Source organism: Paenibacillus lautus NBRC 15380 (assembly GCF_004000945.1).
Classification (GTDB): domain Bacteria; phylum Bacillota; class Bacilli; order Paenibacillales; family Paenibacillaceae; genus Paenibacillus_AQ; species Paenibacillus_AQ lautus.
In genome coordinates this window covers 340,953-353,559 of the sequence record NZ_BIMF01000005.1, presented here as the reverse complement: position 1 = coordinate 353,559, position 12,607 = coordinate 340,953, and the positions used below count along the sequence as shown (strand labels likewise).

Below are 12,607 nucleotides of genomic sequence, written 5' to 3'. Positions count from 1 at the left end.
CGCCGCGCCAGGAGCGAATGCGACAGTGCCCGCACCCGCTCCTGCTCCAGCTGCGGGAGCTGCTGCACCGCCGCCTCCTGCAGCTCAGCCAACCGCTGCTGCTGCAGGTCAAGCAGGCGGACAAGCGGCCTCCCTGCCTACAATACCTGCCCCTGTCACCAGTGGCGCAGCAGCGACTACACCAGGGGCCCTCGCCACGCCAGGGAGTCCGGCGAATGCGAACCAGCAAGCTGTCCCGAATGCTCAGGCCGGTGCCGTGACTCAGCCGGGCTTAACACAGCCGGTTGTGCCATCCGGCCAGCAGAATATCGCCCTAGGCGTACAGCAAGCCATTATGGCCTCAACGCCGCCTGGTGAATCGGCGCTTGCCCTGCAAGACACGCTGAAGGGAGTATTGCTTCAGGTGTTATCCAGCCAGGATGCACCGCCTGCCCTAAAGGAAGCGGCACAGCAAGTCGTTCAGCATTTAACGGGCCAGCAGCTCTTGTTAAACACCGATCGAACGGCACCGTTCGCGCAGGTCACGATGTTCATACCTCTGCATGGTGTCGACGGGGAACAGACTGCATCCGTACATATTCAATCGCGCAGAGGCCGCAAAGGCGAGCTGGATGCGACCAACTGCAGGCTGTTGTTCGACTTGGACATGAAATTTCTGGGTCCGACCTTGATCGATGTGCAGGTCGTTGACCGGATTGTCAGCCTCAACTTTCGGAATGATCAAAGTTATGCCGCTGAGCTGTTTGAGGGGAAAAAGGAAGAGTTGGCTCAGGCTGTTTCGTCTATCGGCTACCAATTGCTCAGCGTAAAAACAGAACCGCTGCCCCTAGCTGCGCCGCCTACTTCAGACACGTCCGTGCAGGGAACGGCAGCAGAATACACCCCGCAAACCTACAAAGGGGTGGATATGCGAATATGAATAAGCTTGAGAAAGAGCAAGGGGAACTAACGGCCATGAAAAAGGCGGTCGCCCTTAAATATACGCCCGGCGAGAGCGAAGCGCCGGTTGTGGTTGCCAAAGGGCAAGGGAAACTGGCGGAGTCTATATTAGACAAGGCCAAAGAGCATGGCGTCCTTGTCCAGGAAGATGCCGCTTTGGTGGAGATTCTCTCCAAGCTGGATCTGGATCAGCAGATTCCGGAGGAATTGTACCAGCTGGTTGCTGAAGTGCTGACATATGTTTATCGTGCGGATCGTCAAGCGAAGGATGGAGGGATGATGACGTAATGACCTCACCATCCGGAAAAAAGGACAACCGCAAACAAAAAGGAGCGGCTGCCGAAGAGCTGGCGGCCGCTGCCCTGATTGAAAAAGGATACCGGGTTCTGGACCGGAATTGGCGCTGCCGCACTGGAGAATTGGACATCGTTGCCGAAACAGGGGAGACCCTTGTGGTGATTGAGGTCAGAAGCCGGAGCGGAACGACCAGCTTCGGTACGCCTTCCGAGTCCGTGAACGCCCGCAAAGTGATGCAGGTCCGAAACACGGCCCAGCAGTACGTTCATCATAAGCGTTATTATGAACGGCCGATCCGGTTTGATGTTATCTCGGTTATGCTTCGCGCAGATCTGACGCCTGTCTCGATGGATCATATCGAGAATGCATTTTAGATGGGTGCGCATCTATAAGGATTACAATAAAAAATAAGGTGATGGAGCTGAGCTCTATCACCTTATTTGCGTAGGACAGGTTGTTTTATTCAATAGGAGCAAGCTTCCAGACAGTTGTTATCCAGATCAGAGAAAGTGAAATTGTTGCCCCGTTACTCCAGGATAATATCGACACGTACTCCGTTTTCTTTCAGATGCTGATAAGCCTCCTCGACATTGGAGACATAAAATTAAACAGGGCATGTCGCGGCTCGAAGTACTTCGCTTCCCCCGTGGGTTATCGACTCCATTTTTATAAACGAGTTGTTTCTTCGGCGGTGATAAGTTGGCGATCCAGCTGACGGTATTGAATCGCTTCTGCGACGTGCTGGCTCTGTATTTCATCGGATGCCTCCAAATCGGCGATGGTTCTGGCCAGCTTCAGGATGCGGTCATAAGCGCGCATGCTCAGGCCCAGCGTATCGATTGTTGCTTGCAGAAGCTCAGCCGAGTCCTTGTCCAGCACCGCATGTTTCCTCAGGAAGCTGCCGAACAGTTCGCTGTTCCAGCTGAACGGAAGCCTGCTGTAGCGTTTCAATTGGATCTTTTGTGCCGCATAGACATGATTCCGCATTTGTTCGGAGGATATAGGTGTCGCGCTTCCCGGCCATTCCTTGGGCCGCGGCACGTCCACTTGAAGGTCGATCCGATCCATCAAGGGCCCTGATATTCTAGCGCGGTATTGAGCAATTCGTGTAACGCTGCACGTGCAGCGCTGATGGGGGTGATCACTGCCGTAATAACCGCACGGACAGGGATTCATCGAACAAGCGAGCATGAAATGCGCCGGGAAGGTAAATACCGCCCGTGCCCGGCTGATGGTTACTTCACGATCCTCCAGGGGTTGGCGCAGTACCTCCAGCACATGCCTCGAGAACTCAGGAAGCTCGTCCAGAAACAAAATGCCTTTATGGGCCAGACTGACTTCCCCCGGCTTCGGAATGGTGCCGCCTCCGATGAGCCCGCCGGCCGAAATGGTATGGTGAGGAGACCGGAAGGGACGTCTTGTCATCAATCCATCGGATGGCTTTAGCTTTCCGGCAGCGCTGAAGATTTTCGTTGTAGTCAACGCTTCTTGATCCGCCAGCGGCGGCAGTATGGTAGGGAGGCGCTTCATGAGCATCGTTTTTCCAGTACCCGGGGGCCCAATAAGCAGAATATTGTGCATGCCCGCGGCTGCGATGGTCAGGGCGCGTTTGATATGCTGCTGACCGATTACATCTCTATAGTCTTCCATCTGCTTGTCCTGCAGGCCGTCCCCTTGTGTTTTGCTTAAATGCGTTGACCGATCATATTTGAGCTTGGACAGCGAAACGGTAAAGCTTGTAGCTCCCCCAGTTTCGCTATTATGGCTGTTATCATCGGGCTCTTCCTGGACAAGCTCCTTTAAATGCTGGAGCCCATAGACCTCGATTCCCCCGATCAATGCGGCTTCCGCAGCATTTTCTAGCGGGAGAAGAACACCTGCATACCCTTCTTTTTTTGCTTGCTCTACCATCGGCAGAACCCCCGTAACGGGCCTGAGCGTGCCATCCAGCGCAAGTTCGCCGATGATCAACATTTGTCCGGCATTTGAAAAGGTCCATTGCTCGCTTGTTAGCAAAATGCCGACAGCGATTGCCAGATCGAAAGAAGAACCCTCTTTCCGGAGATCTGCCGGGGCGAGATTGACGGTTACCCGTTTTAGGGGATAGGCAAAACCGCAGTTTTTAATCGCTGCCCGTACCCGTTCGACGGATTCCCGGATGGAGGAGTCGGGCAGACCGATGATGGAGGTTTGGGGCAGTCCGTTCGCCAAGTCCACCTCCACCTGGATGACAACGCCGTCAATGCCGTGCAAGCAAGCGCTGTGAAGTTTTCCGTACATAATAAAAGCACCTCTTTTCAGATATCAGTGGATAGAATCGTAATAGAACATCCATGAATCGAAAAGGGTGCTTCCTCATTTTCGCTGGGTGATTCTAGTCCGTATTGTAAAAGTTTACCTCCTACATGTCAATTCGTGATCCTCTTCCAAAACCTTGTCGGGCAGGCAAAAGCCCAGTCGTGATGCTGTTTAAATCGCAAAGCGGATCAAGATCGATGAGATCGTTCAGTCGGATGAGGGATTTTGAATTACAAGAAAAGAACCCTTAAATATAGAAGGGTTCTTTTCTTGTATAAAACATTTAATAAACTGCGTTATGCCAAACGTTCAATAACAATAGATGCACTTACGACTGGCGTACCTCCACCGATATCGCCTTGTAAAGTTAATGCTCCCATATTGTCCATACGATTCAGGGTCAAGACCCCGCCAGCTGTTAAAAAGGCTACGACCTGGCCTTGGTATGGCTGATTGCCTGCATTCGTTCCATAATTGCTGCAAGGAACCAGGGCTGGAACTGCCGGACCGGCTGCATCTGGATCAAAGAACAAACCAAATGCATTCACACCCGGGGTTGGGAATACCTCCCAACTTATATTATATACGCCTGTTTCATTGACAGTAAATGTTGAAGGAGCAGTGAACGTAAGGGCTGTTCCACCAATTATAGGAGGATTGTTGAAGGTCACTGCGCCTCCTTGAGCACCAGGTGCTGGAGCAGCGGCTGGAGATTGCGCTTCCGTACTACATACAAAAGCAAATGATGAAACGGCGGCCGGCCCTGTCGCTCCAGTTGCTCCAGTTGCTCCAGGGGCTCCAGCGGGTCCAACAGGTCCTTGGATTCCTTGAGCTCCAGGAAGTCCCTGTGGCCCGGCAGGTCCTTGAGGACCAGGAATACCTTGTGCTCCGGCAGGTCCTTGAGGTCCTTGAGGTCCAGGGACAGGTCTTACATTAATATTAGGTGGCGGGCAGGAGAGATTTATAACCTTTCTCTTTTTACATACGATTTCTTTTTTCTTCTTCCCTTTACAACAGGTGAGAGATCTCTTTAGTGGTTTTTTGTGTAATTTTCCAATAGAACTTTTCAATATGAGCACCTCCTTAGGATGTACTTGCAGGATATGTCACATAACCTGAGAATGAATAGATGGCTACCTAAGGAATTACTAGTCTGAAGTCCATTTATCCAAAAAGGGGCGATTGTAACTCGATGTTCATCCGCCAATTTAAATTGAAGTATGTATTGCCCAGTCAATCACGGTCTTATTTGTGTTAGATAAAGTGAACGTTCCATTGCACCTCCCAAGTCAAGATCCGTTTTCGGATCTTGACTTTTTTTCATAAACTTATGAGATTTCTACCAGTTTCTATCGCTTTGTCATCGTTGTAGAACATCTTTCATTCCAAAGGGTGCTTTCATTCAATAGGCTATGACCCAGCCACGACGCGGGATCTGAGCGGTGAATGTACCGTGGTTCAGAAAGTTGTCACTTTTTCAGAATCGTAGCTTCAGGCAATAACGGGAAGGAATGTAAGTAGTCAAAGCACGGGTCCGGCAAGTAGAATCAAAATCATAAACGACATGCTGCCTTAAGAGCGGCTGGCGTAACATCATCAATACATAAGGGAGAGGGTTGCGTGAAAATTTGGAACCGAAAGCTCGGGTTGGTGGCATTGGCCGCCGTTATAACCGGCACATTATTGAGCGGCTGCTCAAAAGAAAACGCGGTAAAAGAGGAGAATCCTGAAAACGCCGCCTTAGGCAAGGAAGTCACACTAGAGATGATGACCTTCTCTCACACGAACTGGCCCTATAAGGAAAACTGGCCGATTTATAAGTACTTAAAAGAAGAAACCGGCATCTCCTTCAAGGTACAACCCGTGATGAGCGATTACACCACAACGATGAACCTGGCGATATCCTCGGGCGAGATACCGGATCTTATGATGGTCAACAGTCTGAATGCCGCCAATACCCACGGGGCCAGTGGAGCGTTTGTCGACTATTTCGAGCATTTGGAACAGATGCCAAACTATAAGAAGTTTCTCGAGGACCATCCTGAAGTGAAGGCAGCTATTCTGTCTCCTGAGGGGAAGAACTATTTTATGCCATTGTACGGACTCGAGCAGCAATCCAGGCGGTCATGGCTTTACCGGGATGATGTATTCAAAAAACACAATCTGACGCCACCGACGACTTACGACGAGCTGTATACCGTCGCGAAAAAATTAAAGGAATTGTATCCGGACAGCTTCCCGATTGCCGTGTTTAACGGTTTGAGTCCGCTGGTCAATATGGCACCTGCGTTTAATACCAACAGCAGCTACTATTACGACTTCGAGAAGAATGAATGGCGCTACGGTCCGACAGAGGACAACTACAAGAAAATGGTTGAGTATATGAATAAATTTTACACGGAGGGATTGGTTGCGCCCGACTTCATGGCACATAAACGTAAGCAATTTAATGATCTGCTGCTTCAGAACAAATCGTTTATTGCCAGCGATTATATTGGCATCATGGACGAACTTCCGTTAATGCTTGGGGATAAGGCATCCGAGTTTAGTCTCGATTATATGGTTCCTCCTGTTGGAACGCCGGATGGCAAGTCCCACAATGTATTTGCCGGATTGCAGTCCGACGGCTTTGCGGTGGCGGCAAATTCCAAGGAGCGGGATCGGCTGCTGCAGTACCTGGATTTCTTGTTCTCCCCCGAAGGAATTGAGCTGGCAACCTGGGGCAGGGAAGGGGAGACATTCACAACCGAGAACGGGGTTCGCAAATTCAACACGGATTACAAAGAGTTCGGGGACTTGAGAACCAAGACGGGCATCGCAACAATCGGAGCACATACGGTATTGGATATGACGGCTTACGAGTCTATGTATTCCCCAAAAATGCGGGAAGCGATGAAAATCGCGCCTGACCATGAAACGAAACCGCAGCCAAGGCTTGCGTATACGAATGAAGAAAATGAAGTGCTGAGCATGGTCGGCGAAACCGTGAAAAAGTTCCATGAGGAGCAGATTGCCAAGTTCATTCTAGGACAGAAACCGATGGATGATTGGGATGCTTACGTTAATGAAATAAACAAGCTTGGCGTGCAGCAGGTGCTGGATGTTCATAAGAGTGCTTATGAGCGGACGCAAAAGTTCTTGAATGAAGCCAAGTAATTTAAACGGAATGCCATGCCGTTAGATGAACGCAGGGGCTCTCTTTTACGGACCGGCTCTTCGGATGCGTTTCAAGCCTGGTCCCGGTCCGCAAGGGGAGCGGCTTGCAGATACAGCATGGATTTCGCTGCAAAAGGAGGAAACGTTTTTTGCAAGCACAGAATCCGGGTTTCTTGAAGAAAGTGAAGCGGGACAAATACCTGCTGCTGCTGCTTCTGCCCTGTGCTCTTTATTACATCATCTTTAAGTATGTTCCCATATTCGGCATTTCGATCGCCTTTATGGACTACAACTTATTTAAGGGGATCACGGAGAGTGACTGGGTAGGTTTTAAATATTTCAGCATGTTTTTTAGCACGCCTGACTTCTGGCCAGTTCTCAGAAATACATTCCTGCTGGGCTTATACAAGCTGATCTTCGGCTTTCCGGCCCCCATCATACTTGCGTTACTCATTAATGAAGTGAGCAAATCGTTTTTGAAACGGTTTGTCCAGACGGTCAGCTATCTTCCGCACTTTATATCCAACGTGGTTGTAGCGGGGATCGCGGTTATGTTCCTATCTCCGACAGGCGGGGTGGTCAACCAGCTGCTGAGTGCGATCGGACTCGAACGAATCAACTTTTTGGTTGAGGCCTCCTGGTTCAGGTCGATTTATGTAACGACCGACGTATGGCAGCATATTGGGTGGGGGACCATTATCTATTTGGCTGCTTTGACGGCAATCGATCCGCAATTATATGAAGCGGCACGGATAGATGGGGCTAACCGGTGGAAGCAGACGCTGAACATAACACTTCCCGGCATCGCGCCAGCAATCGTGATCATCTTGATACTTGATATCGGAAAAATACTGGAGATCGGCTTTGAGAAAGTATACCTGCTCGCGACTCCGGCCACTTACGAGACAGCCGATATTATATCCACCTATGTGTACAGGGTCGGCTTAACGCAAGGCAACTACAGTTATGCCACGGCGATTGATCTGTTTACCGGCATCATCAGCTTTATCTTCATTATCGCGGCCAATTCGTTCAGCCGGCGAGTTAGCGGAAGCAGCATCTGGTAAAGGAGGAACGTAATGAAACCGAAATGGAACTGGTTTGACGCGCTCAATGCCTTGATTCTTTCCGGGATTGTGATGGCGTGTCTATACCCGTTTGTTTATATGCTGGCCGTGTCCCTCAGCGATTCCGCATCGATCGCCTCCGGGGAAGTATGGTTATGGCCGAAGGGCTTCAACCTGGATATGTATCAGTATGTGTTCGAGGACGGACGGGTGCTGAAAGGATATAAGAACACCCTGATTTATGTGATTATAGGGACCGCCATTTCTTTGATTGTAACGGCACTTGGGGCTTATGCGCTGTCCAAGACCAAGATGGTCATGGGCAAACCGATCTTGATGCTGATCGTTTTTACGATGTTTTTTAACGGCGGGATGATTCCGACGTTTCTGGTCGTGAAGGAGCTTGGCTTTGTCAACACCCTATGGGGCATGGTGCTGCCCGGAGCGGTAGGCACCTGGAATCTGCTTATCATGCGAACTTTTTTCATGGGCATGCCTCAAGAGCTTGAGGAATCCGGAAAAATAGATGGACTGTCTGAAATCGGGATTTTCTTCCGGATTGTGCTCCCGCTATCCAAGCCGGTGCTGGCCACCATCGGCTTGTATTATGCCGTAGGGATGTGGAATAACTTCATGGGGCCGCTGCTGTATCTGCGGGATGCCGATATGCAGCCCCTCCAGGTGATTTTAAGAAACATCGTGCTGTCGGGGCAATTGACGGGAACGGACGGTCCGGTTGTGGGCGATATCGTGGTGGTGGAGGATGGCTTGAAATTCGCTACCATTATGGTGTCCACCTTGCCGATCCTGCTTGTCTATCCGTTTATACAGAAGTATTTTGTAAAAGGGGCTTTGATTGGCTCTGTTAAAGGTTAAAGCGGCCGGCCGCTCACCTGTGTGTTATCGGACCCAGTTGGTTTTCCGGTAATCACCGGGTGTTTGGCCGGTTATTTTTTTGAACATGCGGATAAAGGAAGTGACATTACGGTAGCCGATCCGGTTGCCTACTTCCTGAATCGGCATGTTCGTCGTCTCCAGCAGTACTTTCGCTTTTGTGATTCGAATCGCATTCAATTGGTCGCTGAAATTGCTCCCCGTCTTCTCTTTAATATACCCGGACAGATAAGTAGGCGACATGTTGAGTTTATAGGCAAGCTGCTCAAGTGATATTTCTTCAGCGTAATGGGACTCCAGATAATGAATGACAAATTGAATGATATCGTAATGCTCCTCCCGTTTCAGACGGATCGCATGGGTTGCATGGGCGAGCTCGTCGAGTAGGACTTCCCGGTATTGCTCGGGGGTTATGCTGTAAGCAAGCCTTTCGGCGTAATCCGGAAGCGCGTCGGTATTGATTTTCAGCAGTTCTACTGTCCTTCTCATGCGGACCGAGACCGATTTGGCAAAGTGGCTTAGTTGATCGGCCGTGGCCTCTTGCCTCTGCAATCGATCCAGGGCGCGCTCAATGAGCGATTGGCAGCTGCTCTCGTTGCCGGCCTGTAAATTCACGTAAAACTCGTGTTCCTGTTCGGCAGTAAATCCTGTTACATCTTCACGGCGTTCCTTCTCCCAGATAATCTGAGTTTCCTCAATCGGCATGGCTTGTTGCAGGAGCGACAGGGCTTCTGCATAAGCCCGGTCAAAATCAGAGGTTTGCTGGAACACGGACGAAACCGCAATATTCACGAGATAGGTGCTTTGATCTTGATCAAAAATCTGTTTGAGCTGACTGAGACACTGCTGCAGCATGTCAGATTTTTCATGTGTATACACAATGGATAAAATTTGCTTGCCCTCCATCTGAAGGGTGTGGGATAGAGGAAACGATGCTTGTATCTGCAGCGTGATCATATCTTTGATCTTGCCGGTCGCCCGTGTCATTAAGGCATCAAGCTGACGAGAAGGGACGTGCCGGTACCTCAACTGATAAACGAGAACCATGAATGCACCCTCGCCGACCCAAAGCTCTTTGGAAGCAGCGGTATCAAGGGCAATGTTTTTGAACTGGGCCAAATAATGGTAGCTGGTCAACAACGGTTTGGTATGGTCCATCCATTCCTTGATGATCTTCCGTTCGTGCTGCAAACCCTTCAGGTGGTTGGAAATGGCGCTGAATTCGGCAATGCTCCCTTGATATAGCTCCATCTCCGCCTGCCCCAGTCCCGTCACCATTCTCTTTAACGGTTGGTTGATATTGCGAGAGAAGACCCATGATGCCAACGTGCCTATTAGCAGGGTAGCAGCAAATAACAGCACGGCAATCCAGTTCATGCGGCTGATGCTTTGATTAAGCTCGTTATGCGGGATAATAGAGATATAGGTAAGACCGGAGCGGGCGCCCTTTTCGAAAAAGTAATAGGATCCCTTCTCGATCATCCATTCCGATTGGCCGTCCCATTCCGGCAGTGGGAGGGATTTCGCATCCGGAGCGGATTCGTACAGGGTAGTTCCCTCCGAGTCCACCAGCAGAAAACGGGAACCGGCCATTCCTTTATAGGATTCATACCAGCTTTTCATATTTACGAAAGCTATGATCTTCCAGGGACTGCCCTGTACATTTGTAATTAGCGGCATCAGCTGCAGGTCACTCTTCTCTGTCCCGATGGAGAAAGTGCTGCTGGGGAACATTTGCAGAAAGCCGTTTGTGTGATCACTCCGTTTCCAGAACTCGTACGGATAGGAGTCGCTTACGTAGTAATGGTTAAACATGCGGTCATCATCGACAATGCCATCCCGTTCAAGCAGGAAGGACTGATTCTGGTAGTAGATCATGACATTGCTCAAGTGATAGTAAGGCTGGCTTACCAGGGTCCGGATCTGATCCATCACCATATCCACCTGCAGATAATCGATGCCTTTCTTTCCGCCGGAATCGGCCTGCCTGCTGATATTGCCGACAAATTCATCGTGCTGAAGGTTGAGGAGGAGATTCTTCCAAGTGGAGTATTGTTTCTCAAAATGATCTACGGTATTTCGAATCAGGGTCAGATTGTATTTGACAATTTCATTGTGAACATGACGGGAGTAGAATGTCATCGACCATAGGTTGTAGGAGGAGAGCAGGAAAATCACGACGAGAAAATACACCAGCATTTTGACAAATAATGAATGCAGCGGGAAAAATGACTTCAACCAACTCATGCTGAATCTCCTTATGAATGCGTTCACTAATCTTTCAATCATTCTAACGGATAGCAGAAAAAGGATAAAGAGTTTTATTTTGCGTCACAGTTTATCACAAACAAAAAGGGATTTAATGGTATAATAGTAGTGGATGTACCAATTATTATGGGGATGGGAGAGGGAATCGAGATGACCATATTATGGGGAAATATCATCATTACACTAGTTGCAGGATTGTTAGGCATTGCCGTTGTCGTATTGGGGATTATCGGATTGATAAGCTTTGCACGAAAAAACAAATGATTTTACATATTTCTCCAATTTATATCTGGAAGGAATCATACCCATGCCAAATAGAGTGGATAAACGGTGAACTTTTTAAGGTAAGCGTTTTAAAAACATGTTACAATAGCTTGGGTTTAATATATAAAGGTTGACAGGGAAATCTTTCATAGATTCGTTCCGTGTCAGCCAGCCTTGTTCCAGTCATGTTGATAGGAGGATTCGAGAATGAATATCCATGAATATCAAGGAAAACAAGTACTGAAGCAATATGGAGTAGCTGTTCCGAACGGCAAGGTAGCGTTTACGGTAGAAGAAGCAGTTGAAGCTGCACAATCTTTGGGCAGTCCCGTAACCGTTGTCAAAGCACAAATCCACGCAGGCGGTCGGGGTAAAGCCGGCGGCGTTAAAGTGGCGAAGAACCTGGATGAGGTTCGTGCTTATGCTGAAGAAATTCTGGGCAAGGTGTTGGTGACTCACCAAACGGGTCCGGAAGGCAAGGAAGTCAAGCGTCTCCTCATTGAAGAGGGCTGCGATATTCGCAAAGAGTATTATATCGGTGTGGTCGTTGACCGTGCTACCGGCCGTGTCGTTTTGATGGCGTCCGAAGAAGGCGGTACCGAGATCGAAGAGGTTGCAGCAGCAACTCCCGAGAAGATTTTCAAAGAGGTCGTAGATCCAGCGATCGGACTTCAAACATTCCAAGCACGGAAATTAGCGTATTCCATTAATATTCCGAATGAACTGGTAGGGAAAGCCGTTCAGTTCATGCTGGCCTTGTATAAGGCATTCGTAGAGAAGGATTGCTCTATCGCTGAAATCAATCCGCTTGTCGTAACCGGTGACGGAAACGTCATGGCTCTGGATGCCAAACTCAACTTTGATTCCAATGCGCTGTTCCGTCATAAAGACATCCTTGAACTGCGTGACCTGGACGAAGAAGATGAGAAGGAGATCGAAGCATCCAAATACGACTTGAGTTACATAGCTCTGGATGGCAACATCGGCTGTATGGTTAATGGTGCCGGTCTTGCCATGGCTACGATGGACATCATTAAGTACTATGGCGGCGACCCTGCTAACTTCCTTGATGTTGGGGGCGGTGCAACAACGGAGAAGGTAACGGAAGCCTTCAAGATTATTTTGTCCGATCCTCAAGTAAAAGGAATTTTTGTCAACATCTTCGGTGGTATTATGCGCTGTGACGTTATTGCTACCGGTGTTGTCGAAGCAGCGAAACAGCTGGGACTGACTCGTCCGCTTGTTGTACGTTTGGAAGGAACGAACGTAGACCTCGGCAAGCAGATTTTGGCTGAGTCCGGTCTTAATATCGTACCTGCTGATTCCATGGCCGACGGAGCACAGAAGATCGTCTCCCTCGTTCAGTAATATTTCATTCCTGAAGGGGCATGGCACGATGGGCTTCTTAGCCCTGCCGTGCGGTT

10 protein-coding genes and 1 pseudogene are annotated in these 12,607 nt (G+C 49.4%); 8 read left to right on the top strand and 3 right to left on the bottom strand.

Annotated elements, in window-relative coordinates; all coding sequences use genetic code 11:
* The 3 genes and pseudogenes from PLA01S_RS12805 to PLA01S_RS12795 all read left to right on the top strand — a co-directional run.
* A pseudogene (locus tag PLA01S_RS12805) lies at positions 1-919 on the top strand (hypothetical protein); the annotation flags it as partial.
* Positions 916-1,227 carry an EscU/YscU/HrcU family type III secretion system export apparatus switch protein gene (locus tag PLA01S_RS12800; protein ID WP_127592537.1) on the top strand — a complete coding sequence of 104 codons (312 nt, stop codon included), beginning with the start codon at positions 916-918 and terminating at the stop codon, positions 1,225-1,227. The pseudogene PLA01S_RS12805 and the gene PLA01S_RS12800, both read left to right, overlap by 4 nt.
* Positions 1,227-1,610 carry a YraN family protein gene (locus tag PLA01S_RS12795; RefSeq protein ID WP_127592536.1) on the top strand — a complete coding sequence of 128 codons (384 nt, stop codon included), beginning with the start codon at positions 1,227-1,229 and terminating at the stop codon, positions 1,608-1,610. Before PLA01S_RS12800 ends, PLA01S_RS12795 begins: the two co-directional genes overlap by 1 nt.
* Positions 1,611-1,902: 292 nt before the next feature.
* Here PLA01S_RS12795 and PLA01S_RS12790 read toward each other — a convergent pair whose 3' ends face one another.
* Together PLA01S_RS12790 and PLA01S_RS12785 are read right to left on the bottom strand one after the other, a co-directional pair.
* Complete coding sequence (locus PLA01S_RS12790; protein WP_127592535.1) at positions 1,903-3,516, bottom strand: YifB family Mg chelatase-like AAA ATPase; 1,614 nt, start codon at positions 3,514-3,516, stop codon at positions 1,903-1,905.
* A 314-nt stretch (positions 3,517-3,830) separates the two neighbouring features.
* Positions 3,831-4,613 (bottom strand): collagen-like protein, encoded by a 783-nt coding sequence (locus tag PLA01S_RS12785; RefSeq protein WP_246059462.1) that lies wholly within the window; start codon positions 4,611-4,613, stop codon positions 3,831-3,833.
* 541 nt (positions 4,614-5,154) lie between these two features.
* Between PLA01S_RS12785 and PLA01S_RS12780 the strand changes: the two genes are divergently transcribed.
* From PLA01S_RS12780 to PLA01S_RS12770, 3 genes are all read left to right on the top strand, one after another.
* Positions 5,155-6,690 carry an ABC transporter substrate-binding protein gene (locus PLA01S_RS12780; protein ID WP_127592533.1) on the top strand — a complete coding sequence of 512 codons (1,536 nt, stop codon included), beginning with the start codon at positions 5,155-5,157 and terminating at the stop codon, positions 6,688-6,690.
* A gap of 149 nt (positions 6,691-6,839) precedes the next feature.
* Positions 6,840-7,757, top strand: a complete 918-nt coding sequence (locus tag PLA01S_RS12775) for an ABC transporter permease (RefSeq protein WP_127592532.1) — start codon at positions 6,840-6,842, stop codon at positions 7,755-7,757.
* 12 nt (positions 7,758-7,769) lie between these two features.
* The gene (locus PLA01S_RS12770; protein WP_127592531.1) at positions 7,770-8,633 is read left to right on the top strand and encodes a carbohydrate ABC transporter permease; all 864 of its coding nucleotides are present in this window, start codon (positions 7,770-7,772) and stop codon (positions 8,631-8,633) included.
* Between the two features lie 24 nt (positions 8,634-8,657).
* On the opposite strand, the gene PLA01S_RS12765 is transcribed toward PLA01S_RS12770, so the two are convergent.
* A complete protein-coding gene (locus PLA01S_RS12765) occupies positions 8,658-10,898 on the bottom strand; it encodes a helix-turn-helix domain-containing protein (RefSeq protein WP_127592530.1) in 2,241 nt (746 codons plus the stop codon).
* 129 nt (positions 10,899-11,027) lie between these two features.
* On the opposite strand from PLA01S_RS12765, the gene PLA01S_RS31955 reads away from it, so the two are divergent.
* Together PLA01S_RS31955 and sucC are read left to right on the top strand one after the other, a co-directional pair.
* Positions 11,028-11,183 (top strand): hypothetical protein, encoded by a 156-nt coding sequence (locus tag PLA01S_RS31955; protein ID WP_164817405.1) that lies wholly within the window; start codon positions 11,028-11,030, stop codon positions 11,181-11,183.
* Between the two features lie 207 nt (positions 11,184-11,390).
* Complete coding sequence (gene sucC / locus PLA01S_RS12760; protein ID WP_006211339.1) at positions 11,391-12,551, top strand: ADP-forming succinate--CoA ligase subunit beta; 1,161 nt, start codon at positions 11,391-11,393, stop codon at positions 12,549-12,551.
* Positions 12,552-12,607 lie beyond the last annotated feature (56 nt).

Excerpts from the sequence above, each read along its gene's own strand:
- PLA01S_RS12800 (WP_127592537.1), top strand. The coding sequence starts at position 916 with ATGAATAAGCTTGAGAAAGAGCAAGGGGAACTAACGGCCATGAAAAAG.
- PLA01S_RS12795 (WP_127592536.1), top strand. The coding sequence starts at position 1,227 with ATGACCTCACCATCCGGAAAAAAGGACAACCGCAAACAAAAAGGAGCG.
- PLA01S_RS12790 (WP_127592535.1), bottom strand. The coding sequence starts at position 3,516 with ATGTACGGAAAACTTCACAGCGCTTGCTTGCACGGCATTGACGGCGTT.
- PLA01S_RS12770 (WP_127592531.1), top strand. The coding sequence starts at position 7,770 with ATGAAACCGAAATGGAACTGGTTTGACGCGCTCAATGCCTTGATTCTT.
- PLA01S_RS12765 (WP_127592530.1), bottom strand. The coding sequence starts at position 10,898 with ATGAGTTGGTTGAAGTCATTTTTCCCGCTGCATTCATTATTTGTCAAA.
- sucC (WP_006211339.1), top strand. The coding sequence starts at position 11,391 with ATGAATATCCATGAATATCAAGGAAAACAAGTACTGAAGCAATATGGA.